The 24961-nt window shown below is 62.7% G+C and carries 25 protein-coding genes and 1 tRNA gene; 9 read left to right on the plus strand and 17 right to left on the minus strand.

Annotation, left to right across the window (positions count from 1 at the left end; translation table 11 throughout):
* The first annotated feature begins 21 nt into the window (after positions 1 to 21).
* Positions 22 to 2082 (plus strand): CocE/NonD family hydrolase, encoded by a 2061-nt coding sequence (locus tag DAD186_RS06055; RefSeq protein WP_065247926.1) that lies wholly within the window; start codon positions 22 to 24, stop codon positions 2080 to 2082.
* Between the two features lie 68 nt (positions 2083 to 2150).
* Here DAD186_RS06055 and DAD186_RS06060 read toward each other — a convergent pair whose 3' ends face one another.
* Positions 2151 to 2504 (minus strand): sigma factor-like helix-turn-helix DNA-binding protein, encoded by a 354-nt coding sequence (locus DAD186_RS06060; RefSeq protein ID WP_065247927.1) that lies wholly within the window; start codon positions 2502 to 2504, stop codon positions 2151 to 2153.
* Between the two features lie 140 nt (positions 2505 to 2644).
* Here DAD186_RS06060 and DAD186_RS10855 point away from each other — a divergent pair, with 140 nt between their 5' ends.
* Together DAD186_RS10855 and DAD186_RS06065 are read left to right on the plus strand one after the other, a co-directional pair.
* A complete protein-coding gene (locus DAD186_RS10855; protein ID WP_157457099.1) occupies positions 2645 to 2809 on the plus strand; it encodes a hypothetical protein in 165 nt (54 codons plus the stop codon).
* Between the two features lie 14 nt (positions 2810 to 2823).
* Positions 2824 to 3657, plus strand: a complete 834-nt coding sequence (locus DAD186_RS06065; protein WP_065248763.1) for an SDR family NAD(P)-dependent oxidoreductase — start codon at positions 2824 to 2826, stop codon at positions 3655 to 3657.
* Positions 3658 to 3716: 59 nt separating this feature from the next.
* On the opposite strand, the gene DAD186_RS06070 is transcribed toward DAD186_RS06065, so the two are convergent.
* Together DAD186_RS06070 and DAD186_RS06075 are read right to left on the minus strand one after the other, a co-directional pair.
* The gene (locus tag DAD186_RS06070) at positions 3717 to 4325 is read right to left on the minus strand and encodes a cation efflux transmembrane domain-containing protein (protein WP_065247928.1); all 609 of its coding nucleotides are present in this window, start codon (positions 4323 to 4325) and stop codon (positions 3717 to 3719) included.
* The gene (locus DAD186_RS06075; protein WP_065247929.1) at positions 4310 to 4741 is read right to left on the minus strand and encodes a pyrimidine dimer DNA glycosylase/endonuclease V; all 432 of its coding nucleotides are present in this window, start codon (positions 4739 to 4741) and stop codon (positions 4310 to 4312) included. Before DAD186_RS06075 ends, DAD186_RS06070 begins: the two co-directional genes overlap by 16 nt.
* Before the next feature lie 135 nt (positions 4742 to 4876).
* Here DAD186_RS06075 and DAD186_RS06080 point away from each other — a divergent pair, with 135 nt between their 5' ends.
* From DAD186_RS06080 to pepT, 4 genes are all read left to right on the plus strand, one after another.
* Positions 4877 to 5572: a hypothetical protein gene (locus tag DAD186_RS06080; RefSeq protein WP_157457100.1), complete on the plus strand. Its 696-nt coding sequence runs from the start codon at positions 4877 to 4879 to the stop codon at positions 5570 to 5572.
* 34 nt (positions 5573 to 5606) lie between these two features.
* Positions 5607 to 6233 carry a hypothetical protein gene (locus DAD186_RS06085; RefSeq protein ID WP_065247931.1) on the plus strand — a complete coding sequence of 209 codons (627 nt, stop codon included), beginning with the start codon at positions 5607 to 5609 and terminating at the stop codon, positions 6231 to 6233.
* Positions 6234 to 6340: 107 nt separating this feature from the next.
* Positions 6341 to 7912: an AbgT family transporter gene (locus DAD186_RS06090; protein ID WP_208854250.1), complete on the plus strand. Its 1572-nt coding sequence runs from the start codon at positions 6341 to 6343 to the stop codon at positions 7910 to 7912.
* Positions 7913 to 7937: 25 nt separating this feature from the next.
* Entirely contained in the window at positions 7938 to 9191 is a 1254-nt protein-coding gene (gene pepT, locus DAD186_RS06095) for a peptidase T (RefSeq protein ID WP_208854251.1), read from the plus strand.
* 83 nt (positions 9192 to 9274) lie between these two features.
* Here pepT and DAD186_RS06100 read toward each other — a convergent pair whose 3' ends face one another.
* On the minus strand, positions 9275 to 11917 hold the full coding sequence (locus DAD186_RS06100) for an esterase-like activity of phytase family protein (protein WP_065247933.1): 2643 nt from the start codon (positions 11915 to 11917) through the stop codon (positions 9275 to 9277).
* Positions 11918 to 12109: 192 nt separating this feature from the next.
* On the minus strand, positions 12110 to 14137 hold the full coding sequence (locus tag DAD186_RS06105) for an alpha/beta hydrolase family protein (protein ID WP_065247934.1): 2028 nt from the start codon (positions 14135 to 14137) through the stop codon (positions 12110 to 12112).
* Between the two features lie 272 nt (positions 14138 to 14409).
* Between DAD186_RS06105 and DAD186_RS06110 the strand changes: the two genes are divergently transcribed.
* The gene (locus DAD186_RS06110; protein ID WP_065247935.1) at positions 14410 to 14613 is read left to right on the plus strand and encodes a hypothetical protein; all 204 of its coding nucleotides are present in this window, start codon (positions 14410 to 14412) and stop codon (positions 14611 to 14613) included.
* Between the two features lie 7 nt (positions 14614 to 14620).
* Here the strand turns inward: DAD186_RS06110 and DAD186_RS06115 are convergent, their stop codons facing one another.
* Positions 14621 to 15682: a CHAT domain-containing protein gene (locus tag DAD186_RS06115; RefSeq protein ID WP_065247936.1), complete on the minus strand. Its 1062-nt coding sequence runs from the start codon at positions 15680 to 15682 to the stop codon at positions 14621 to 14623.
* A gap of 154 nt (positions 15683 to 15836) precedes the next feature.
* On the opposite strand from DAD186_RS06115, the gene DAD186_RS06120 reads away from it, so the two are divergent.
* Positions 15837 to 16187, plus strand: a complete 351-nt coding sequence (locus tag DAD186_RS06120) for a hypothetical protein (RefSeq protein WP_065247937.1) — start codon at positions 15837 to 15839, stop codon at positions 16185 to 16187.
* Here DAD186_RS06120 and DAD186_RS06125 read toward each other — a convergent pair.
* The 11 genes from DAD186_RS06125 to DAD186_RS06175 form a co-directional block, all read right to left on the minus strand.
* Positions 16179 to 16251 (minus strand) — tRNA-Ala (locus DAD186_RS06125). The genes DAD186_RS06120 and DAD186_RS06125 overlap by 9 nt on opposite strands.
* 44 nt (positions 16252 to 16295) lie before the next feature.
* On the minus strand, positions 16296 to 16937 hold the full coding sequence (locus DAD186_RS06130) for a histidine phosphatase family protein (protein ID WP_065247938.1): 642 nt from the start codon (positions 16935 to 16937) through the stop codon (positions 16296 to 16298).
* A complete protein-coding gene (gene rsfS, locus DAD186_RS06135; protein WP_065247939.1) occupies positions 16937 to 17326 on the minus strand; it encodes a ribosome silencing factor in 390 nt (129 codons plus the stop codon). The genes DAD186_RS06130 and rsfS overlap by 1 nt, the downstream gene beginning before the upstream one ends.
* A complete protein-coding gene (locus DAD186_RS06140; RefSeq protein WP_065247940.1) occupies positions 17323 to 18237 on the minus strand; it encodes an ICP22 family protein in 915 nt (304 codons plus the stop codon). The genes rsfS and DAD186_RS06140 overlap by 4 nt, the downstream gene beginning before the upstream one ends.
* Complete coding sequence (nadD, locus tag DAD186_RS06145; protein WP_082991111.1) at positions 18224 to 18832, minus strand: nicotinate-nucleotide adenylyltransferase; 609 nt, start codon at positions 18830 to 18832, stop codon at positions 18224 to 18226. Before nadD ends, DAD186_RS06140 begins: the two co-directional genes overlap by 14 nt.
* 10 nt (positions 18833 to 18842) lie before the next feature.
* Complete coding sequence (locus tag DAD186_RS06150) at positions 18843 to 19052, minus strand: hypothetical protein (RefSeq protein ID WP_065247941.1); 210 nt, start codon at positions 19050 to 19052, stop codon at positions 18843 to 18845.
* A gap of 91 nt (positions 19053 to 19143) precedes the next feature.
* Positions 19144 to 19356 carry a hypothetical protein gene (locus DAD186_RS06155; protein ID WP_065247942.1) on the minus strand — a complete coding sequence of 71 codons (213 nt, stop codon included), beginning with the start codon at positions 19354 to 19356 and terminating at the stop codon, positions 19144 to 19146.
* Entirely contained in the window at positions 19356 to 20894 is a 1539-nt protein-coding gene (gene obgE / locus DAD186_RS06160) for a GTPase ObgE (RefSeq protein ID WP_065247943.1), read from the minus strand. Before obgE ends, DAD186_RS06155 begins: the two co-directional genes overlap by 1 nt.
* A gap of 147 nt (positions 20895 to 21041) precedes the next feature.
* The gene (gene rpmA / locus DAD186_RS06165; protein WP_055088258.1) at positions 21042 to 21296 is read right to left on the minus strand and encodes a 50S ribosomal protein L27; all 255 of its coding nucleotides are present in this window, start codon (positions 21294 to 21296) and stop codon (positions 21042 to 21044) included.
* A 33-nt stretch (positions 21297 to 21329) separates the two neighbouring features.
* Positions 21330 to 21638, minus strand: coding sequence for a 50S ribosomal protein L21 (gene rplU, locus DAD186_RS06170; RefSeq protein ID WP_016664727.1), 309 nt, complete (start codon positions 21636 to 21638; stop codon positions 21330 to 21332).
* A gap of 243 nt (positions 21639 to 21881) precedes the next feature.
* The gene (locus tag DAD186_RS06175) at positions 21882 to 24869 is read right to left on the minus strand and encodes an Rne/Rng family ribonuclease (protein WP_065247944.1); all 2988 of its coding nucleotides are present in this window, start codon (positions 24867 to 24869) and stop codon (positions 21882 to 21884) included.
* Between the last annotated feature and the right edge of the window lie 92 nt (positions 24870 to 24961).

Here is a 24961-nt window from a genome sequence, read left to right on the forward strand (position 1 = left end):
TGAAAGGAGAACACCTTTTTCATGAAGTACATCGATGATTTCCCCTATGACGTGAAGATTGTGGAGGATTGGATTCCTCTTTCGGACGGCACGAAGCTGTGGATGAAAGCGTTCATGCCCGTCACCGATGAGAAGGTTCCCGCTCTCCTCGAATACTTGCCTTACCGCGCGGGTGACTGGACTGCGCCACGCGACCACGAGCGTCACCCCTACTACGCGGGCCACGGCTACGCCTCGATCCGCGTGGACATTCGCGGCCACGGCAACTCCGATGGCGTGCCCGGCGACGAATACGACGAGCAGGAACTGAGCGACGGCGAAGAAGTGCTCGCGTGGATCGCCGAGCAGGAGTGGTGCACGGGCGACGTTGGCATGTTCGGTATCTCGTGGGGCGGCTTCAATTCGCTCCAGCTCGCCGCGCGTAAGCCACCGCAGCTCAAGGCGATCGTGACCACGTGCTCGACGGACGACCGCTACGACAATGACGTGCACTACCTCGGCGGCTCGATGCTGGCCGTGGACATGCACGCCTGGGCGGCGACGATGCTCGCGTTCGAGTCACGCCCGTCGGATCCGCGCGTGGTGGGCGAGCGCTGGAAGGACCAGTGGCTCGATCGCCTCAACACGATGGAGCCGTACATTGACGAGTGGATGCGCCACCAGACTCGCGACGAGTACTGGAAGCACGGCTCCGCCTGCGAGGACTACGACAACATCGACGCGGCAGTGTTCGCCGTCGGTGGATGGTTTGACCCGTACCGCGACACGGTTCTTCGCCTGTGCGAGAACCTCACGTCGCGCGGCAAGAGCGTCAAGGGGCTCATCGGCCCGTGGTCGCACCAGTACCCGGATCGCGACCTGCGCCCCGGCCCCCACATCGACTTCCTCGGGGAGACGCTCCGCTTCTGGGATCTTCACCTCAAAGGAAAGAACACGGGCTTCGACGAAGAGCCGCTGCTTCGCGCGTGGATGCTCGATTCGATGCGCCCGAGTTCGGTCTATGACGAAGTGGGCGGCGCCTGGGTGGCCGAAGAGTCGTGGAACACCGACGAGCGCCCCAAGGAGCGTTTCACTTTCGCGTCGGCAAACGCATTCCCGGCGGCGGAACGTTCGGGCAGCGAGATCCGTGTCAAGAGTCCGCAGGATGCGGGCATGAGCGCGGGCCGCTATTTCCCCTTCGGCAACGCGGGCGATCTGCCCACCGATCAGCGCGTCGACGATGCGAAGAGCGCATGCTTCGACTTCGTTCTTAAAAGCGACGTGCGGATCCTCGGCAATGCCTCACTTCGCTTGCGCGTCAAGTCGGCGCATCCGAAGGGCCAGGCCTACGTTCGCCTGACCGACGTTGCCCCGGATGGCTCCTCCACTCTTGTCACGCGCGGGAACATGAACTTCTCCGCTCGCGAGGGGCGCGACAAGGCCGTCGAGATGCCTACCGACGAATGGGTGGACCTCACCATCCCCCTCACGGGCATCGGCTACGTGGTCCCGAAGGGCCACACGCTGCGCGTGGCAATCTCGAGTGCCTATTGGCCGTGGGTCTGGCCTCAGCCGGGGGCCGACGGTTTCTCGCTCGATATCGAGAAGAGCGCCCTCGATGTTCCCGTGCGCGAGAACCCGGTCGAAGGCTCGGCCGCGGCGTCGCGCGATGCAGCCGTCGGATTCGGCGAAGCCGTGCAGCCCACTCCCCTCGACGTGAAGTATCCGGAGGCCGGAAGGGCCGGGGCGAGCAGGCCCGAGCGGCTTGTGCAGCAGGATGTGGTGAAGCGCGAGACGATGCTCCAGGTCGATCCCGCGTACGGTGGCACTCGTGTGTATCCCGATGGTTTGCACTACGACGAGGATACGGTCGAACGCTACTGGATCACGTGGGACGATCCTCTTTCGGCGCGTACCGAGGCCGTGTGGAACGTCGGTCTCAGGCGCCCGGATCTCGATTGGGACGTGTCCCTGACCGCGACGACGCGCATCACGTGCTCGGCAGACTCGTTCACGACCGAGTCGATCGTTGAATGCCGCGATTCGGGCGAGGTCGTGTTTGAGAAGCGGTGGAGCGAGAAGATCCCGAGGATCGCTTCGTAAGCACTTTGCTCCTTCCCATAAGCGGCGTCACCGCACGAAGGTGGCGCCGCTTTCGCGTGCCATCTTTGCTAGCCGCCCAACTGCGAGACACGTTGGCGTGAGATCCCGAGAATCGCGCCTACATCCTCTTGACTGAGGCCGTCTGCGCGCATTTTCCGAATGATTGAACGGCGAATTTCCGAGGCCATTTTTGCAGCGGCTTCGGCTTCGGCACTGGCCTGGTCAGCGCCACGCTTCGCGTCGTCGTACTCGGTTCTCACGCGGAGCGTCTCTCCCTCGTGGCCGGCATCACCGAGTGCACGTTCAGCGAGGGCTGTGATCTCTGCAAATGATCGGGCGCGGATCCGGATCTTCTCGCCGTCAACGGTAAGCGTCGCGTCCCATTCGCGCCCGTTCCGCTCGGCTTTGACCTCGATCGCCATGTGTTCCTCCTTCTCCACACCCAAGTATGCCACCTTCCCTTGCGTTGAGACCGCAAGGTTCTCTAGCAACTTTGGGCGTGAAGGGCCAATGGCGTCCCGGTAGAGTGGAGGCATCACCGTCACTCACAAAGGAGGCGCACATGACCCCGCCGAAGTACGCGCAGGCATACCCGAGCGCGACTGATCAGCAAAACATCTCGGCCGCGAACTCTCGCGTCGAAGCACGCATCGCGGGCAAGGGCGCCATCACTCCCCCGCAGTTCGCGACCCTCCTCCAGGCGTGGCGCCTCCAGAAGCTCGCATGAAAGGCGCACAGAACATGAAGAACACCACGTCGCCGAAGGGCCTCCGTGGCAAGGTCGCGTTCGTGACGGGAGCATCTGGTGCGCTCGGTTCCGACACCGCCCGAGCACTCAGCGCTCGTGGCATTCGGCTTGCCCTTCTCGGCCGCAACACCGAGAAACTCGAGGCACTCGCCCGCGAACTGGGAGGGCCCGAAAAGGCTCTCGCGATCGAGATGAACGTGCGTAACCTCGCCTCGGTCGAAGCCGCCGCGAAGAATGCCGCCGAGCATTTCGGTGGCATCGATATTGTCGTGGCAGGGGCAGGCATGGTGACGACCGAACTTGTCGAGAACTACTCGGCAACGGGTTTCGTGGACGACATTGATACGAACCTCAACGGTGTGTGGCGCACCATCAAAGCCACTCTCCCCTATGTGCGCGAGTCGAAGGGCCACATCTGCATCATTGCCTCGCTTGCCTCCTTCATTCACATGCCCGAGATGTCGGCGTACTCGGCCTCGAAGGCCGGCGTTCTCGCGCTCGCGAATTCGCTTAGGCTTGAGCTCGATGGGAGCTCAGTCACCGTCGGAACCATTCACCCCTCGTTCTTCGAGTCCGCGCTTGGCAATGCACTCACGACCTCACCGCTTCTCAACCGCGCAAGCGGGAACTTCGGCGGGCTCTTCACACCGATCAAACGCGAGGACGTCGTAGCCGCGATCGCCAAAAACATCGAGCGGCGCTCACGGGTTGCGGTGCTACCGAAGGCGTTTTCGGCACTCGCACTCGTGCCTGGTCTCGGCCAGCGCGTGATCGAACCGTACCTCACGCACAATCTTCGAAAGACGGCTCAGAAACTCTCGCATTAGCGGGCGACTCCCCAGCTCTCAAGGCCCTGATCGGCCATTCCGCGCCCCCGAGGAGCACTCTAAGCTTCCAGCTCCGGCTCCTCCGCTCGGGCCTGCTCGAACACCTCTTTTGCCGCACCAAGATTGACGAGCCCGATGACGATGCCGACCGCGACATCGGGGAGAACCGAATGCCACACGAGAGTCACGAGCCCCGCGGCGATGATGAGCACGTTCGCAAGCACGTCGTTGCGGGCAGCGAGCCATGCGCCACGAACGAGAGCACTGTGGCCCGTGCGCAGGCTTACGAGGAGCACGGCACAGCAGGCGTTAATCACGAGCGCTGCCAGGGCCGTTCCGGAGAGCGCAAACGGTTCGGGCGGCAGTCCCGTGAGGATCTTGTGAATCGCCATCGCAAACGCGGCCCCCGCGGGGATCAAAATGAGTCCGGCAAGCGCGTAAGACGCTTTGCGTCTACTGCTGAGCGACCACGAGAGAGCAAGCAGCACGAGCGAGTTGATGAGGAAGTCCTCGAGGAAGTCCGCAGCATCGGCAAGCAGGGAGGCGGAGCCAATCGCGAAGGCGAGTATCGCCTCGCCGAGGCAGCCAGCGAGGTTGAGGAGCGCGACGATCAGTATTATTCGCCGCGCACGAGTGTCAAGGTCCGGGGCGTTCACGGTCTCTCCCACGATTCGAGACGTCCTTCCTGCACCCGGAAAAGTGGGTGCGATTCAAGCCTATTTCCCTCTAGTGGGAGTCCCTGCCACTGCGGGGCGCGTTCGCGCACTTTGCGTCGCAAGTGCTCAGCTTCGTACGCGAGTTGACCGGTCGTCACCGAGAGGGCGCCATCGAGGTGGCCCGGCACGTGAATCTTCGAATGATTGAACGTGTAGCCGCGGCTGTCCGCTTCGAGCGCGATTCCCGTAAGGAACGCCCCGATGCTGGCCTCGGGATTTTCGCTTTCACGGAAGCGCTCGAGTTGGGGATGCTTCGTGTATCCCGTCGTGAGGCCCGCAAGCGCCTTCTGCGCAAGAAGAGCCTCACGCCAGCAGGCCACAAGTGCCATGCGGTCGAGGTAGCGCGGGTGGAGCGACCAGAGTCGCATTGAGAACAGCCTTTCCGAGGGAAGAAGGAGAGGAAAAAGTGGGTTCCTCTAGAGTATCGGCCCTCACACACGTACAGTAAGACGCGGACGACTGTTATATGGCTCCGCACGCGGCGCCGCATCGAAGGAGAGCCGATGTCTTCACCCTACGATCCCCGGGAACATCAAAGCGCCCCGCAACCGCCACTAGGATCGGTACCACCGATGCCGCCCGAGCAGAAAAAGTCCTCCGGGGGAAAAATCGTCATGTGGTCGTGTATCGCACTCGCGATTATTGCCCTCGCGCTCGTCGCTTTCGGTGTCGCCGGCTTCTTCCTCTGGAAGAACGCCGGAGAGACCTCCCCGCAGCCGAGCCCGTCGCCTCACGAAAGCACCACGACCTCAGCGCCGGAAAGCGGAGGGGCGACCACCCCGCCGGCAGGTGAGGAGACAACTCCCGCTGACGACCCCGCCGCACCGGGAACTACGAACGATGTTCCGCAGGACCCCGACCAACTACAGGCCGACTTCTACGCTTCGCTCCCCCCGCAGATCGAGAAATGGTCGACGAAAGACGTATCCGGCTCGGTCATCTACTCCGACGGTGACGGCGGCCGGATCAGCTTCCTGCTCGTCGACCCCAATGGCACCCCCGACGACCCAACAGGCGGACGCGAAGGCGAGGTCGTTTTTGAGCGCGGCTCGTGCGGCAAAAACCGCAACAATCCCGAGCACGTGACGTGCACGATCTATCCCAAGAAGTTCGACACCGCGATGTTCACCATGACGTCGAAATACTCGAATGTCGAGGAAATGCAACGGATCGCGACTGCTGTCATCGAGGGGAAGTAACCCCACGACGTACACGTGAAGGTAAAGGGAAACCATGACTGGCCCGCACAACCTGCAGAATCGCGCACGATCGCCGCTGGCGATAATTTTTGCCACTTGCGGCTGCCTCATCGCCGCAGGTGTGGCTGGGATCGTGATCGCGGTCGCCGCGATCATCATCGGTATGCCCAAAGCCGCAAACCCGCCGTCACCAACATCTAGTACGTCGCCGTCATCGTCTAGCCCGTCGGCGTCGGCGGGCGAAACCTCGCCCCCACCTGTCTCCCCAGCGCCTGGCGTCCCTCAGCCGACGCCAGGCCGTCCGTCAACGAATACGGGAGATAACATCGACGACACCATAAACGCCCGCCTTCCCGACACCATCGGTGAATGGAACCTCGCCCACATCGGCACAAGGCCCATCTACGCGCGAGGCGAAAACACCATTTCGATCCTCCTCACCGACATCGCCGACGGTAAAGCCACTGCGGAAAATCCCTCGTGGGGAATCGAAGGTGAGAAGGTTTTCGACCGTGGCGTGTGCGCGCCGCATCCCGATGGCCGCGGAGGCTTCATGTGCTGGGTATGGCCCAAGGACCTCCCCGACACAGTGTTGTCGGTAGAGTCTCGCCACGCGTCGATGGACGAGATCATTAAGGTCGCGGAAGCTGTGCGCGGCTAACTCGAGTACCTGTCTCAGGATCCGCACGTCTCCTAAGATTGTCTACAATCGGTGTAGGGTTTCGCATACCCGCTCTCACTCGGGTCGGTATGACGAAAGGACTCCCCGTGACTGCGATCCCCTCCTCCCCCGCATCCCCCTCTCAGGAGGTCGAGCCGAAGGGCTTTCTCGGGCTCGTCGTGCGAGTCGGCAACAAGATCCCCGACATCACGACGCTCTTCGTCAGCGCTCTCGTGATCGTTCTTCTCGTCTCGGCGCTTTTGTCGTTCGTGAACTTCGACTACATCAATCCCGCAACTGACGAGAAGATTCAAATCGTCAACATGCTGGCCCCCGATCGCCTCGTCGACCTCATGGCTACGGCTGTTACGAACTTCGCGACCTTCCCCGCCCTCGGCATGGTCATTGTCGCGACCATCGGCATCGGCATCGCCGACAGCTCCGGGTACATTAACCCCGCGCTGCGCAAGCTCCTCTCGTTCACCCCTAAGTCGCTGCTCACTCCCATGATCATCGTCGCGAGCATGCTTTCGCATCTGGGCCCCGATACCGGTTACGTCGTGATCATCCCGGTCGCGGCCTACATGTTCTACGCGGTCGGCAAGCACCCTCTCGCTGGTATCGCAGCGTCGTTCGCCGGCATCGCAGGTGCCTTCGCCGCCAACTACACGCCATCCGCGATCGATCCCGTCATCCAGGGGTTCACGGAGCCCGCGGCACGCATCATCGACCCGAGCTACAGCGTCAATATCCTGGCGAACTACTTCTACAGCCTCGGCGCGACTTTCACCGTGATCCCGGCGCTGTGGCTCGTGACGGAAAAATGGGTGGAACCTTGGCTCCAAAAGAACTTTCCCCTCGATGTCACCTCCGATGACATCGAAAAGATCGACACTCCTCTCACCTCCCGTGAGAACCGTGCCCTGTTCATCTCCACAGGCGTCTTCGTTCTCGCGGTTATCGGGCTCGTCATCTCCCTTCTTCCCGCTGATTCAGCATGGCGCGCTCCTGAAACCGGATCGCTCACGGCCCCCGACGCCCCGATCATGAAATCGATCGTCATGATGATCTTTGTACTCACCGGCCTCGTGGGTCTTCTCTACGGGTTTCTTTCCGGCCGTTTCACGGGCCCGAAGGGCGTGTCAAAGGCCATGGAGACCATGACCGAGACCCTCGTTCCGCTCATCGTCTTCTACTTCTTCGCCGCTCAGTTCATGTGGGCCTTCAATCAGAGCCAGATCGGTTCGCTCCTCGCTGTCTCCGGCGCGGAATTTCTCCAAAACCTCAACCTGCCGCCGCAGCTCACGGTCCTCGGCATCATTCTTTTCGTCGCGTGTTTGAACCTCATCATCACGTCCGCCTCGGCAAAATGGGCGATCCTCGCGCCGATCTTCGTGCCGATGCTCATGGGGGTGGGGATCGCACCCGAGCTCACGCAGGCGACGTTCCGCGTGAGTGACTCAGCGATCAATGTCATCACGCCAATGTTCGCGTTCTACCCGCTCATCATCACCTACTGCCAACGGTACGTAAAGAAATCGGGCATCGGCACGCTTTCGTCCATGATGCTGCCCTACTCGATCGGCCTCATGGTGACGCTCACGATCACGCTCTTCATTTTCTGGGGCTTCAATATTCCCCTCGGCCTCGATTCAAGCTACGTCTACCCGCGCCCGTAACGTGCGCGAAGAAAGGATGATTACCGTGGCTTCTAGCCCAATCCAAGATGCCCTCGCCGAACGCTTCCTCCGCTATTCGGCGATTTCGAGCCAGTCTGATGCGTCGGCGACGACCGTCCCCACAAGTGAGGGGCAGTGGGAGCTTGCGCGTGTGCTCAAGAGCGAACTCGAAGAGGCCGGTGCCGAAGCGATTCACCTCAGCGACACGTGTGTACTCACCGCCAAGATTCCCTCGAACATTCCCGGGGATGCCGCGGCACCCGCGATCGGTTTTTGTACCCACCTCGATACGGTCGATGTGAACCTCTCCCCTGAGGTGAAGGCTCGCGTGATCGAGTACAGCGGCGGGGACGTGTGCCTCAATGAAGCTAGCGGCGTGTGGTTGCGCGAGAGCCAGCATCCCGAAATCAGCCGCTACGCGGGTGAACGAATCCTCGTCACGGACGGCACAAGCGTGCTTGGAGCCGACGACAAGGCGGGGGTCACGTCCGTCATGGAGGCCGCTGTGCGTCTGCTTCAGGATCCGACGGTTCCCCACGGCGACGTGTACCTCAGTTTTGTTCCGGATGAAGAGATCGGGTTGAGGGGTGTGCGCACGATGGACCTTGCGCGCTTCCCCGTCCAGTACGCGTTCACTCTTGACTCGTGCGAGCTCGGCGAGGTCGTCGAGTCCACCTTCAACGCGGCGAGTGCCACGATCGATATCGTCGGTGTTTCCGCGCACCCCATGAATTCAAAAGGAAACATGGTGAACCCGATCCTCATTGCGCACGACATCATCGCGCAATTCGATCGGGAGGAGACTCCGGAGTGCACCGAAGGCCGCGAGTCCTACATTTGGGTGAACGAGATCGAAGGCAATCAGACGACGGCGCGCGTGGGTATTTCGGTGCGCGACCATGATCTCGCAGGTTACGAGGAAAAGAAACAGCGTATTCGCGATATCGCCGCGCGTGTGCTCGAGGCGAATCCTCGCGCGAAGGTCACCGTCGACATTGAGGACGTGTACGGCAACATCGAGGACGCGAAAACTGAGGAGAATGCGGTTGCGACCGACAACATCGTGAAGGCCATGGCGGACCTTGGCATCGAGCCGATCCACCTGTCGATGCGCGGTGGCACGGATGGTTCGTGGCTTTCGCGTCAGGGCATCTTCACGCCGAACTTCTTCACGGGCGCGCATAATTTACACTCGGTGTTCGAGTTTTTGCCACTTAATGCTTTTGAGAAGAGCTTCGAGATGGTGAACACCCTCATTCGTCAGGCAGCTCAGCAGTAGAGTCCGCGCATACCACGCAAAAAAAAGGGCCGGCGGCCTCCCGTGGGAGATCGCCGGCCCCTCGTATTGGCGAGAGCTACCGATTAATGTTTGCGAGCGGAGCGTGCAACGAGTGTGCCGCCCACGCCGAGCAGCACGAGAGCTCCGAGAGCGGTCACGAGGTAGGCGCTGCCTTCAACGCCTGTACGCGGAAGCGGCACGTGGCTCTTCTTCTTTCCTTGACTTGTAAGGCGGGTGGGCTCATCAGCCTTCGCTGGCGCTTCGACCGAGTTCGACGGCCCATCGGCAGGCGCGGGGGCAGGCTTCTCAGGTGCCTCACCCGCGCCCTCACCCTCGCCTGATTCGTCATCGGCGGGATCGGCAGGGAGGTCTTCCGACGGCTGTTCGCCTTCATCGGAGGCGACATCGAAGGCGTCACCGACCTTGCCGAGGCGGAGGAATACCGTCTCGCCAGTTGCGTCATCGAGGCCGTCGTTATCGGTGACGGCGTACATCGAGCCGTCCTTTGCGACGGTGAAGCCTTCGAGCTTTTCCTGGGTCCAGCCGTTGGTTGCACGCAGCTTCGGCAGAACGTCGAGGACCTTGCCCTTATCGAGCGCGATCGGCGCGCCGTTCGCGGCTGCGACTTCGTCTTCGCTGGGAAGCGCTACCTGAACGAGCTGCTTCACCTTGGCGTCGGGGCCGTTGAGCTTATCGCGTTCGATGAGCACGAGCGTGTTGTCGACGATCGTGAGTTCGGAAAGGCCCATCCAGTCGCCCTTCGCATCCGTCGCGGTGAGCTCGACCGTGTACCAGTTCCATTCCTTTGTCGTGGTGTTGTAGCGGCCGATGCGCGCGACGTTGCCTTCGGCCTCCTCGAGCGGCTTGACGCTCGGGTCCTTCCACAGCGGGCGCTGGACGGCAACGAAGACCTCTTCCTCGCCTCGCTCGTTCATGCGGGCATCGATGCCCTCGAGGCCCCACTTGCCGATGTGTGCGGATACGTCCTCCGGAAGGGCGATCTCTTCCTGGATGTTGAGGTCGGCATCAGTGCGCACGAGGCGGTTCTTGTCGCCCGTCTTGCCTTCGGAGGCAAGCCAGAAGCCGCCATCCTCGCGTTGGCTGAGGCCTTCAATATCGATGTCCTCAGCTTGGGCATTGCCCCGCTTGACGGCGCGGCGCTCTGTGATGAGTGCAGGTTCTTTCGAGGCATCAATGGTGTAGACGTAGGCAACGCCAAGAGCCGAATCGGAAGCGGCGTAAAGCGTGGTGGCGTCGGACTTGCTCCCCGCGAGCGAGCCGAGCGCCGTCCACGGAACCGCATGGCCTTCTTCTGACTTCGCAGAGACAATGCTCGGCTGGGCGGTTTCGGGGGCATCGGCACCGAGTTGGTACAGATTCACGGCGCTGCGCACGCGAGCGGAGGCGTCATCGGTCTCGCTCGAGACGGCGAGAAGGTTCCGCCCGGGAATCGGCAGAATCCCCTCTGGCCCGTTGGTCGTGAACAGGAGCTGCTCGAAGGTGGGGTTGGACGGGTCGTTCACGTTGTAGACCGCGACGAAGTTGGAGCGCTCCGAGGCGACGAAGGCGTAGCGCACGCCGTCGATTTCGGCGACCGCGAGCCCTTCAATTTCGGGGCCTTTCTTGCCGGCGCGCTTCTCGTTATGGAGGCCGTACGCGTTGGCGAGTTCTTCGATCGAGTTTCCGGCGTCCCAGATCACTTCACCATCGGTGGCGAAGATGGTCCAGCCGCGCGAACCGCCCTTCCAGTCGCCTTCGTTCGCGGTCGCGACGTGTTCATCATCGACCCACGCGATCGCGTCAGGTTCGCGCGGGATTCCATTGAGCGATTCGGTCGGCAGAATGTCGCCATCCTTGCTCGCATCAATGCCGTCGATGTTTGCCCAACCAGCGGTGAAGACGCTCGTAATCTCGTTCGTGTTGAGGTCGATGATCGCAACGCCATTGTTCTCTTGGAGCGTGACGGCGAGCTCGTTCTTCGAGTTAATCGACACGTACTCGGGCTCGAGGTCCTCCGGGGTGTCAAGGCGCGCGCTCTTCACGATGTCGAGAACGTTGCCCTCGTCATCGGTAAAGTTCACCGGAACCGCGCTCCAGGTTGAAGGATCGCCCTCAAGCTTGATGGTCTGCACGAAGCCCGTAGGCATCTGCGGCAAACCGCCCTCGACGTCCTTGCGCTCTTCATCGCGCTGGTTTTCGATCGCGATTGCGGCAATCGAGCCATCCTTGTTGATGGCGATCGAGTCAGGCTGGCCCTCGAGGTCGAGCGAGGCGACCTTTTCTCGTGTGCTGACATTGAGAACGTCGACGCGCCCCTTCGGATGCTCAAAGTCGCCGCCGGTCTCATCAATCACGACGAGCACGTATTCCCCGGCGGCAGCAACCGAGGTGGGCTGGTCATCGGCGTGTCCGAGCTCGGCGAGGGATACGCTGCCCGCACCCTTGGGGTGATGGGGGTCGGAGATGTCGAGGAACCCGATGCGCTTGCCCGCGGCATCGGTGTAGATGAGGGTGTTGCCGTCCTCGCTCACGGTCGAGATCTCGGCGACGGTTTCGTCGGCGGGGTCAACACCCTCGGGGGCGTTCATATATACCGGGTAGGTCGCGGTACGGGCGAAGGGGCTTTCGATGTTCTCGTCGCCATCGGCGAGAGCAGGGACAGCGAGGCCAAGGCCGAGCGAGCACACGAGTGCGCTCGCGGCAAAAATGGAGGAGGTACGCTTCACGTCAGTACTTTCTAAGAGATGCGAGATCGTTCACGTGCGCCGGGGAAAGTTCACGCATCTCCCATGATTCTCCTGCTCGGTAAACGCACGGTTACGCAGCGGAGAGTGTTGAATGAATCGCTCCGCTCCAAGCAGGAAAAACGCGGCTCGACGGCGGCCTAGAAACCGTCGAGCCGCGCGGCGAGTCTCACGCTACCCGAGCAGGTCTGGGTAGTCGGTCTCCATGCCCTTGACGTGACGATCCACGAACGCGAGAACCGTCGAGTACCACGTGAAAGCGTTGTTCGGCGTCAGCACCCAGTGGTTCTCATTCGGGAAATAGAGGAAGCGGTGAGGGTTCTCCTCCGGGCTCTTGCCCGAGGCCTCAAGCAGCTCGTACCAGAGGCGCAGGCCCTCGCCGATCGGAACGCGATAATCCTTATCGCCGTGAATCACGAGCATGGGCGCGACGATCTCCCCCACTGAATCGGCGGGGTTGTACTCGGCCACATGAGCATCATCGAGGTGGGCACCCCAGTGCTGGCCAGCGTCGGTCGTGTGGCGGAACTGGTCGATGTTCCACAGGGACGCATGCGTAACGATGCAGTCGAAGAAGTCTCCCGTATGGCCCGCCACCCAATTCGCCATGTAGCCGCCGTAGGATCCGCCAAGCGCAGCCTTCTTCGTCTCATCGATTTCGGGGCGTTCGAGCGCGGCTTTGGTGGCGCGCATGATGTCGTCGAACGGGCTCCCACCAAGCTGATCCCAACCACGGTCGATCATCTGCTGACCGTAGCCGGTCGAGATGGCGGGGTCAGGAAGAAGCACCGCGTAGCCACGGGCGACGGCCGTCCACGGGTTCCAGCGCCAACTCCAGCTGTTCCACGAGCCGAAGGGGCCACCGTGAATCCACAGGAGCAGCGGAGCGGGATTCTCGGCGTTCGCTCCGCTCGGCACACACAGCCACGAGCGCACGCTCGTGCCATCCTCGGCTTCAATGCTGAATTCCGTGAGATCGCCGGGCACCTCGGGAGCCTCAAGAGGAGCATCGATGCGGCTCACCTCGCGCGTGTCGGGATCGAGGCGCACGGGAAGAGGCGGCTGGTCGATTGCATCCTGAAGCGCCACAAGGGTTCCGCTTCGCTCATCAAGGGCGAGGTGGGAGTAGTGGAACTTCCCTTCGGTGAGGAGCTCGACGGTTCCTTCCTCAGTATCGAGCTTGAAGATTCCGCCGCGACCCTCGTGATCGGCCGTGAAGTAGAGGCTCTTTCCGCACGGCGTGATCGTGGCATCTCCGATCCAGTCAGAGAAGTTCGTGGCGGTCGCGGTGCGCTCGTGAGTCCCAAGGTCGTAGATCGAGTACTCGAGCTTCAGCGGCACCGTTCGGCTCACCGCCTGCTCACGGGCAAGGAGGAGGTAATCCCCCGCGGGGCTCACCGCTTCGAGCATGTGATGGGCGCCGTCTTCTTCGGCAAGTGTCGTCACCTTTCCCGATTCGACGTCGACCTTGATCACGGTGGAAAAAGCGTCGGTGCCGCGCACAGTGCGCGTGAGGGTCGCGTACACCGAGGAACCGTCGGAACTAATCTGGGCACCCGAGACCCGTTCGTACGGGGCAAAGTGGGTGAGCTGGCGAAGCTCGAGTTGTGCATCGTCGTCTTCGGCATCGAGCGGCTCGGCCACGAAGATCTGGCTCACGGTGGGGCCAAGATCGTGATCCCACGCGCGCACGGGATAGCCGGTGTGGAGGATGCCCGTGAATTTCTTGTCTTCGCGCTCCTTCGCGATGCGAGCGTCGTCTTCGGCGTCCTTCGCGTGAGGATGCACACCGCTCACGAGCGCAATGTGTCCGCTTTCGCGCGCGATGCTGAGTCCGGCAAAGCCCGAGTGGCGCTTTGCGACGACGCGGGCCTCTCCCCCGCCATTCGGAAGAAGAAAGAGGCGCTGTTCGCTGTCATCGTCGCCGGTCTCCCGCTTCGCGGTGAAAAGGATGTCGCCCTCATTGGTGATGCCCGCGAGGGCCTCCCCTTCGAGGCCGCGCGTGAGGCGGCGTGGCTTGCGTGTGTCGCCTTCTCCGCACGGAAGCTCCCACAGAGCACTCATGTACGCGTTTTTCTTATGATTGAGTTCGGTGCGTACCGCAATGCGGCGGTCCCCTGCGGGAGAAAGCGCCAGGCCCGAAAAGCGCGGCTCGGCGACGAACTGTGTCAGGTCATGAAAAATTGATGCTGTCTCAGTCATGGAGAAAGCCTAGCGAGGAAAGCGCACAGAGTGCTGCGCGTCTCACCCAGAGAAAGTTGGCCCCGACAAACGAAAAACCCCAGACGACCATACCGGCAACCTGGGACTTTAGTTCGGCGTGGACCTAGCGCGACAGTGCTCTAACCTTGCCCCATCCCTCCAGTTGGCCGTCTCCTCGCATCGTGCGATCCGTCGACGGCGCAAAAAAGTTCACGGTATCGCTGGCCTCCACCCGTCCGCTCCCGAGTCCGCTTCCGCGGTTGACCTCAGCAATGATGGATGAGGCAGAGCGCCGCTACTTCGATGGTGAGATCCTGCGACTGATCGCGAACGACCTGGGACTGAGCCGTCAACGCCTCGCTGAACGGTTGCGGGAGCGAGGCGTGCGGCTGCGTCGTGAGAAGCCATCATCGGAACAGGTGCTTGAGATGTGCCGTGCGTTCGCCGCCGCCCTGCCCATCGCCCTCCGCATCTGAGATGTTGTCAGTCGGTGGGCTTGACCAGGATCGTGGCACCGGGGTCGACGTCGGGAGCTGCGGCGAGGGTCGGGAGCTCGGCACTGTCGAGGCCGGCCATCTCCAACGCGGCCTGTCCGGACAGATGCGCCGAGCGCACGGACTGTCCGTTCGCGATGGAGGCGTAGAACTGGGCGGCGTAGTTGATGGCGTCTCCGTCGTAGATGCTGTCGGCCATGCCGATGGCGAACGGGACGACGTCCGCGACGAGTTGATCGATCTGCGCGGCAGATTTGCAGGCGTTGAGCAGCACGAGCAGGGGCGGGTCGTCAGTGGCGGCGATGGCGCGGGAGAACGCGCGCGCCGTGACGACGTGCCCGACGTACGGTGCGTCGGTGTCGTGTTCGAAGACGATGAGGCCTTCGTTGCTGTGTCCGGAGAAGTGCACGACGTGCGGACGGAACTTGGTGATGCCGTCCAGCAGGTCGCTCGCGGTCGCGGCAGGGCGGACATCGAGTTCGATCAGGTCTCGGTGCAGCGCGGACTCGACGGCGGAACGGATGCGCTTCTGCTCTCGCCCGACGCGCAGATCGCCTTCGGAGGACGCGCCGAGCAACAGCACCCGCAGCTTCTCGGGCTTGGGTGCACGCAGTTCCCGGAGCGCTTCGCCAACAGCATGTTCCGTACGGTCGAAGCGTGCCTCGGTCGCCGCGCGTTCGGCGGCTGCGCGCCGATCAGCCGCGGTCTGCTCTCGCTTGCGCTTCCGTTCCACCGCGTCGGCCTCGGAGCGCTCTGCCCTGGCGAGCTTGGTCTGAAGGTCTGCTTCCTGCTTCCGATACCCGGAGGCCTTGCCCTGCCACTTGTTCGCTTCGCTTCCGGCGGACGCGGCCTCCTTGTCGCGCTGAGCGGCCCGGCTCAGCTTCGATCTCTGTGTCGACGCGCTCTTGGTCTTCGTAGCCTCCTGGCGCGCCTTGTCCGCCTCGGCACGCTTCTTCGACTCCTTGTTCCGGTACTCACCGGCCTTCTTTTCCGCATCGACCCGTTGCTTCCGCTTGCGCTCAAGCTCTCCGCGGTACCGCTGTGATCCCAACTCGGCTCCTCTCGACTCTCCTGCTTGGCAATGCTATCCGGCACCACTGGCACAGCAGAGCGTGCGCACCTGGCAGGCACAGCGCCTCGATCCCCTTCACCTCCGAGGTCGGGGCGCTGCCCTGTTCACCCCTTTGACGCGAGAAGAGGCCATCATGCCGACGTTCAACGACGCCCACGCAGATGCCCGCGAGGCCGCCGAAGCGGTGCGTGGGCTCGCCCACGCCATCCAGCACGTCGAGAACCCCGACGTGTTGTATCCGGTGGTCGGGGAGCTGATGGCGACCATCCGGCGCCTTTCGCAGGTGCTCGACCATCTCGCCCGCGCCCTGTTCACCCGCATCACCATCGACGACGAAGAGAATGCCACCTACACACCCGACAAGACCACCGCCAGCGTCCTTGCCCACACCGGCATTAACGCCCCGGCGCACCTCACCGCAGAAACAAAACTGCCCCGCCATCAGGCAGGGCAGTTTCGATTATCTAAACTTACGTGGAGCTAACGGGATTCGAACCCGTGACCTTCTGCATGCCATGCAGACGCGCTACCAACTGCGCCATAGCCCCAAATTTTTGGGCGTCGCCGTAGCGACTCCAGCAATATTACACGCTCATTGGGCGGCAGCGAAATCCGGTGGGAGGTTCAGTGATGTGAGCCTCACCCACCCTGCGCCTTCACTTCGACGCATCACCTCAACGACCGCGCGGTGGCAATTATCCATGCTTGCGAGCCCACGGAAATCACCTTCACCAGCACCGATCATCGCGGCGAGACCAAGGGAAATCGCGGCGCCGTGGGCGACCACGACGACCGTGCCGGATTCGTGACGCGCGGAAAACTCACGGCAGGCCGCATCGAAGCGACGCGCCACATCTGCCCTGTGCTCAACTCGCGCCTTCTCGAGGACACTCGATACGCCAGCACGCCACAGCGCGAACTCGAACGGCCAGCCCTTTTCGATCTCGTCGCGGGTAAGCCCTTCCCAGTCGCCGAAACCACGTTCGCGCAGGCGAGCGTCGGACATGACCTCGAGTCCGTGGGGCGCTGCGACCGCCTCTGCCGTGCTTTTCGCCCGACCGAGCGGCGAGCTGTACACGGCTACCACGGATTCGTCAGCCGAGAGGGACTCGCCTACGGCGCGTGCTTGCGCGAGACCAGTTTCGTTGAGCGGAATGTCGGAAGCGCCTTGGATACGGCCGCTGAAGTTGTAGTCGGTTTGTCCGTGGCGCACAAGAATGAGGCGGGAAGCCATTACTCCGCCTGCGTCTCAGCCTCGGGGCCAAGGTCCAGGTCGAGGTCGATCGTCGGGGCATCGCGCCACAGGCGTTCAAGGGCGTAAAACGCGCGGTCCTCGGCATGCTGAACGTGCACAACGATGTCGGTAAAGTCGAGGAGAATCCAGCGAGCATCCTTCTCGCCCTCGCGGCGTTTCGGCTTGTAGCCCGCCTTGAACATTTCTTCTTCAACGCCGTTGACGATCGCGTTCACCTGGCGTTCCGAGTCACCTGAGCACACGACGAAGACGTCGGTGATCACGAGCTGCTCCGAAACATCGAGCGCGATGACATTTCCCGCGAGCTTGTCGGCTGCAGCCTGCCCGGCGATGCGGGCCATGTCGATGGATTCCTGGGTTGCGGTCACGAAGTGAGTCCTCCGGAAAGGTCAAAGGGGATGGTCTCAGGGGCGGGCGCAAGAGCATTGACGATGCCGGGCCCGATGACGCCGGTCATGAGAAGGGCGACGAGAGTGATCGCGATGGCGGCGACGATCAGCCACGTCACCCACATGCCGACTCCACCGGATGTGCGGCTCGGCTTGTGGAGCACAGCGCCGTCAAATCGTGCGGCCGGTTTCGGCTCGGGCGCCTGGTCTGCAGGAAGGTCACCCACTTCAAGCCATTCGGAGGCATCGGTGAGATCGCCCGCGTCGGTCGTCTCGTACACGGGACCGGGTTCTGGGGCAGGGTCGGCTGGTTTCGGGGCAAGTGCCTCGGAAGCGCTCGTGTCTTCAACCTCGGGCCCTTCGGTCACGGACGTCCAGGCCGACGCTTGCGCGGCCTCACCTGGTTCCGCCTCGGTACCCATGATGTGTGCCTGGGGTTCGGTAGCGGGCTCGGCGGCGTCGGCCTCGGGAGTCCGAAGTGAACCGGGCCACGAACCCTTTTTCGTTCCGACGCTCGCCGCGGGAAGAGCGTCGCTCAGCGAATCGGGGGACTCCCCCGGCGCGTCCTGCGGGGCAGCTTTGGCCATGCCGGTGCTTTCGGCAGGTGGTTCATCGACCTTCACCTCGGAGGCAGCTGCCGCCTGAGCACCCTCGTCACTGCCTGGCATCACGGAGACATCGGCGCGGCGCTTCGCACGCTTGCCCGTGTAGTGCTTGAGTTCGGGAAGCTGCTCATCCGCAACCGGGGGAATGACCGCCGTGCGGCGCGCATAAAGCGTGAGGTCGCCCGTCACGCCGCGAGTCGCCGACGTGTTCTGCTCGTCACTGCTCACGGCGCGGGCGCGGCGCCCGTGCCGACGACCGGAAAGCTGCGTCTCAGTTCCCGTCATGCTCACTTCCTAGATAGAGCTTGTATTTGTTGATGTATTGCACGACGCCGTCGGGGACGAGGTACCACACCGGTACCCCCCGCTTGACGCGCGTGCGGCAGTCAGTTGACGAAATCGCCATCGCGGGCACCTCGATGAGGGTCACCCCGCTTGGCGGAAGGCCCTCGGTGTTGATGTCATGGCCAGGTCGCGTCACGCCCACGAAATGCGCGAGGTCAAAAATCTCGCTGTAGTCCTTCCATGTGAGGATGTTCGTGAGAGCGTCCGCGCCCGTGATGAAGAACAGGTCATCGTTTGGCAATTGCGCGCGGAGGTCGCGGAGGGTGTCGATCGTGTAGGTCTGGCCGGGGCGATCGATATCCACGCGCGAGACCGTGAACCGCGGATTCGCGGCCGTCGCGACAACCGTCATGAGGTAGCGGTGCTCGGGATCGGAAATCTCCTTGCCCGATTTTTGCCAGGGGCGCCCAGTGGGCACAAAAATCACTTGGTCGAGGCCGAAGACCGACTGGACTTCGCTCGCGGCAACGAGGTGGCCGTGATGGATCGGATCGAATGTTCCACCCATCACGCCGATTCGGCGCTTTGCGCTCATACGCGATGAACTAGTGGGACGCGCCGCGGCGGTGTTCGCGTTCCACCTCGGCGACGGTCTTCGCACTCGACGAAGGCTCCTGGTGGAGGCCGCTGAAGAGTGAGGTGACCACGAGCAAAAGCATGAGGATCACAAAGGCCACAACCCCGAAGACCGCGGGGTGCGGGCCATGAGAGTGCGCGGCGGCCTCTTCGGCGAGGATCAGGAAATCAGCGTGCATGCCAGACCTTTCTTCGCAATCGTTCATCCCCTCGAGGGGCTATGCCATTGTTCCACATCTTGCGGGCGGTGCGGTGATGATACCGCGAAGCTCACGCACGCACGCACGCGGCCTTCGCCTCGCACGTTCCGGGTGGTACTCGTGAGCTCACGAGCGCCGAGGTTTCGCTGATTGACTCGGGGCGCGTCGAGAACCCCCTTGGGTGACGTGCCGCCGCAAGAGCGCCCTTGAGTGATATCCGCGAATCAGAACGTGCTGCATCATGCACGCCGTGCCCGATGCGCACCTTGTCGATACGGGCCATTAATCGTCCTTAGAGGGATCCGACCAATGGCCGGATTTGCGTTCCGCCTCCATCGCAGTGATCCGGTCCATGCGCTCCTGGACGCGCACTCGACGCACCTCGCGCTTTTCTTGGCGCGTGGGGCGCGTACGCTCCTCGAGCCTCATATCCGTACCGCGCTGACCAAGGAACTCGGCACCGGTGACCATGGTCGGCTCCCAATCGAACACCACCGCGTCCTCGCCGGGGCCGATCACGACCGTGTCGCCAGCCTTAGCGCCCTTCTTGAAGAGCTCATCCTCGATACCGAGTCGGTTAAGACGATCGGCAAGGTAGCCCACGGCCTCGTCGTTCGCGAAGGCCGTTTGGCGCACCCACCGCTCAGGCTTGTCTCCGCGAATGCGGTACACGAGCTGCCCCTCAAATTCCTCCGGGGTGATCGTGAAATCGCTCGAGTCCTTATCTTCTGGCGTGAGCGTAATCGTGGGGCGCTCATCACGCTCGGTTTCTGGGGTTTCCTTGCGCTGCTTCTCGACGAGCGCACCGAGCGTGAGCGCAAGCTCGCGAAGACCCTTGCGGGTAAGTGCAGAGACCTCAAGAACGGGAAAACCGCGTTCGGCCAGTTCCTCGCGCACCATGTCGGCCATATCCGAGCCATCAGGCATATCTACCTTGTTGAGCACGATGACCGTGGGGCGCTCCATGAGCGGCGGCAACCCGAGCCTGCTCGATTCGCTGTCAAGCCTCTCGGCGTACGTGCGTAGTTCATTCTCGATCAATTCGAGATCGTGAACCGGGTTGCGATCCGCCTCCATCGTTGCGGCATCGAGCACGTGCACGATCACGTGACAGCGCTCGATATGCCGAAGAAAATCGAGACCTAGCCCCTTACCTTCCGATGCACCGGGGATCAGGCCGGGAACGTCCGCCATCGTGAAGCGGAACTGCTCCTGTTCGACCACACCAAGGTTCGGCGTGAGCGTCGTGAAGGGGTAGTCGGCAATCTTCGGGCGCGCCGCACTCATCGCGGCAATGAGCGAGCTCTTGCCCGCGCTTGGGAACCCTACGAGTGCCACGTCAGCGATGGACTTCATCTCGAGAACGAGAGAGCGTTCCTCACCGGGCTCCCCAAGGAGAGCAAAGCCCGGGGCCTTACGCTTTGAGCTCGCGAGGGCCGCATTGCCAAGGCCACCCTTGCCACCGCGTGCCGCCACGAATTGCGTACCTTCACCCACGAGATCCGCGAGAAACACCCCCTGCTTATCGCGCACCACGGTGCCTTCGGGCACCTGGAGAACGAGGTCGGCGCCCTTCGTCCCCTCGCGAAAATCACCCTTGCCGAATCCGCCTGACTCTGCACGGCGGTGAGGAAGATGATGGAAGTCCATGAGAGTCGTGACATTGCGCGAAACCTCGAGGATCACGTTGCCACCATCGCCGCCGTTCGCGCCGTCGGGGCCTGCGAGGGGCTTAAACTTTTCGCGCTTAATCGAGGCGCAGCCGTTGCCACCATCACCGCCGGTGATGTGGAGAACGGCGCGGTCAATGAAGGTTGCCATGGTGGCCTTTCAACGCGAGCGGAAGCGCCTTGGCGCTCGTGTGAACAGCCTAGGCTGTCCCGCTCATAAGTGTAGGGAGGTTAAACGTGAGGCGGGGAAGAGCCCCATGGGCACTTCCCCGCCTCACCCGTGAAAGTGGGGCCGGCCTCAGGCCGAGGCCACCACGTTCACCACGTTACGGTCGCGCTTACGCGCAAACTCCACAACGCCCTCGGTGAGAGCGAAAAGCGTGTCGTCGCCGCCACGGCCAACGCCCTGGCCGGGGTGGAAGCGAGTGCCGCGCTGACGAACGATGATCTCGCCAGCGCCAACTTCCTGGCCCGCGTAGCGCTTCACGCCGAGGCGCTGAGCGTTCGAGTCGCGGCCGTTCTTCGAGGAGCTAACGCCCTTCTTTGATGCCATGAGTCAGTACCTTCTCTCGATGTTTGAGATCGCTCAGGCGATCTTCGTGACCTTGAGCCGAGTCAGTTCCTGACGGTGGCCCTGGCGCTTTGTGTAGCCGGTCTTGTTCTTAAACTTGAGGATGCGAACCTTGGAACCGCGGAAATCCTCGATTTTTTCAGCGGTCACGGTGACCTTCTCGAGGTCTTCCTTCGCGGAGGTCACCTTGTCACCGTCAACCAGGAGGACGGGAGCGAACTCTACGGTGTCGCCCGCCTCGCCGGCCACGCGGTTGATCACGATGGTGTCACCGACCGACACCTTCTCCTGACGACCGCCTGCGCGGACGATTGCGTACACCACGTCACTGCTCTTTTCTCGTTTGCTGACAATTTATGCTGGGTGTTTCCCCTCAAACCGCGCGGAGCACCGGGCGGGGCTTCTCGGCCGGAGCCGAAAGCGCAACCGCGAGAACCGCTGCGGGAGGGAAAAGTCTACGGCACGAAATGCACCGACGTATAGCTTACGAAATGCGTTCCCCAGATTCAACCGGCACAGGCGCCACGACCTGCAAAAATGCTCGGCTTCACTGTGGAACTCCTCACGTCACTCGCCTTCCGGCTTCTCACTGTGATCCACGGCCGTGGCCTCGGTCTCAGTTGAAGCATTGTCGACTTCGCTCGGGGATTCGGTCGCTCCGGCCGACTCAGACTTCTCTTCCGGCTCGGTGGCCTGCTGCTCCTCGACCGGCGCGATCACCTGACCATCGACCACTACTTCGGGAGCCGTGTGCCCCGTGCTCGCCGCGGCGATCGAAGCGATCGTTGCCCTCGCGAGAGCACGCGAGGCCTCATTCTCCTCGAGGCGGTGGACATCTGAAGCGGTCTTCGAATCCACAAGATCCTGCACGGCGTCTTTCGCCGCGTTCGCCTTGTCGTCAGCGGAGGAGCCCTTCGACTCACGCCCCCGTGACTTGTTCGAATCACCTTCGGCGTTCCGCGACTTCTTTGAGCGCCTGCGCGACTTCTTCGGTTCGTCGTCAAATGCCGGCGGCTCATGGTGGTGCTGGCCGTCAAGATCGATCTGGATGCCGCGCCCGTTGCACGATTCACACATGCTCGAGAAGGTCTCCACGAGGCCCGCGCCCACGCGCTTACGCGTCATCTGTACGAGCCCGAGGCTCGTCACTTCCGCAACCTGATGCTTCGTGCGGTCGCGAGAGAGGCACTCGATCATGCGGCGGAGCACGAGGTCGCGGTTAGCCTCGAGAACCATGTCGATGAAGTCCACGACGATGATGCCGCCGATGTCGCGAAGGCGAAGCTGACGTACGATCTCTTCGGCCGCCTCGAGGTTATTGCGCGTCACGGTTTCCTCGAGCGAGCCGCCTGTTCCCGTGAACTTGCCCGTGTTGACGTCCACGACGGTCATGGCTTCGGTGCGGTCAATGACGAGCGAGCCACCCGAAGGCAGATAGACCTTGCGATCCATGGCCTTCATGAGCTGTTCGTCCACCCTGTACTTTGCGAAGGAATCCCTCTCCCCCACGTGCTTGGTGACACGTTCGAGAAGGTCGGGGGCGACTTCGCTGATGTACTCGTGAAGCTCCCTATAGACGTTCTCACCTTCGACGATGAGCGACGTGAAGTCTTCGTTGAAAATATCGCGCACGACCTTGATTGCGAGGTCGGGCTCGGTCGAGAGGGCCGTGGGGGCGTTCTTCCCCTTGGCGCTCGCTTTCTCGATCTTTTCCCACTGCTTCTGGAGGCGTTCGACGTCGCGCGTGAGCTCTTCTTCGCTGGCCCCTTCGGCGGCGGTGCGGACGATCACGCCCGCTTCGGCGGGAACGACCGACTTGAGGATCTTCTTGAGACGCGACCGCTCTTTATCCGGAAGCTTGCGGCTAATGCCGGTCATCGACCCGCCCGGGACATACACGAGGTAACGACCGGGAAGCGAAATCTGGCTTGTGAGACGCGCGCCCTTGTGGCCGATGGGGTCCTTCGTGACCTGCACGAGAACGGGGTCGCCAGCTTTGAGTGCTGATTCGATTCGGCGCGGCTGACCTTCGAGCCCCGCAGCGTCCCAGTTCACCTCACCCGCGTAAAGAACGGCATTGCGGCCACGGCCGATATCCACGAACGCCGCCTCCATCGAGGGGAGAACGTTCTGCACTTTACCGAGATAGACGTTGCCCACCATCGAGGTGTGTGACTTCTGGGCGACGTAGTGCTCCACGAGGATGTTGTCCTCGAGAACAACGATCTGGGTACGCCCAGGGCGCTCCCGCACGATCATCGTGCGCTTCACCGACTCGCGGCGGGCGAGGAACTCAGATTCAGTGATCGAGTGGCGGCGCCTTCCGGACTCGCGGCCCTCGCGGCGGCGCTGTTTCTTCGCCTCGAGGCGGGTCGACCCCTTAACGGCCTTGACCTCGTCGCGAGCCTCGCGGACCTTGACGACAGTGTTCGGCGGGTCATCGGGCTGGGGTTCATCGGAGCTTCCCGAGTGACGGCGGCGACGGCGACGGCGACGGCTCGACGTGCCCGATTCGTCATCGTTGTCACCTGAGCCCTCAGCCTCGGAGGAGTTGCCCGAGGGCTCCTTGGCCCCCTCATCATCATTGCCGTTCTGGTTCGAGTCGTCGTCGGCTTTTCCGCCGCGACCTCGACGACCGCGTCCGCCGCGACGGCGGCGTCGGCGCGAGCTGCGCTGAGTGTCGTCACCGTTCAGATCGCCGGACTTCTCGGATTCGCTGCCGCTCGAATCCTCACCCTCATCACTCGAGGATTCGTCGTCAGCTTCGTGCTTCTTTTTCGCGCTCCGCTCGGTACGGGCCGCTTCGCGCGATTCGCGTTCCGCTCGTTCGATCGCCGCACGCCGGGCCGCCTCAAGATCGGGCGCACCGAAGGTAATGTCCACCGAGGCCTCGGCGAATGGGTCGCTCGAGTCTTCGCTTTCGTCGTCTGCGCCCGACTCCTCACTCGGCTCCAGGGTGGGGGTCGGGGCCTGGAACAGGAGGGACGCGAAGTCCAACATGTCGGGGGCCGACGCCGCCTCGCTCTCCTCGGCGCTCTGGCGAGAATCGGCAAGGGCCTTGAGGTCACTCGAGAGGTCAGGTGCCGCGAATGGCTTCTCGTCACCCGCACCCGCCTCGTTTCGCGCCTCCGGTGCCTCGTTTTCGGGAGCCAAGCTCCGCGCGTTCTCGGTGGCGGTGTTGGAGGAGGTGGTGTTGGAGGAGGTAACGCTCGTTGGGGTTTCGGCGGCACGTGGCGTGGTCGCGCCGGATACGCTCGCGTCAGCTGAGTTGCCCGGTTCCGAAGACGCCTGCGCGCCTGCTTCCGCCTTATGCGCCTGCTCTTCTTCTCGCTTGGCCGCAAGGCGGCGCTCGCGGAGGTTGAGCGGCTTTGCATCGCTCACAACTGCGCTCTGCTGAGATGCCACGCTCGTGTGCGCGGTACTCGTTTGTGTCTGTTGCTCAGCGCCCACCTTTGGGGCGCCCGCGGGAGCCCCCGCGGCGCGGCGGGTTCGTCGTCGTGGGCGCGAGGCGCCCTCGGTACTTGAGGATTCGTGTAGAGGATCCACTTCAGCCATGTGGCTGCTCCGTTCTAGGGCGGCCCAGCGCATCCTGGTGCCACCATGTGTCATCGCCCGTGGGCGGAAGCCGAATAAACCTCCCCCCTTCG

Origin of the sequence: Dermabacter vaginalis (assembly GCF_001678905.1) — a bacterium.
In the GTDB taxonomy this organism is placed as follows: Bacteria; Actinomycetota; Actinomycetes; order Actinomycetales; family Dermabacteraceae; genus Dermabacter; species Dermabacter vaginalis.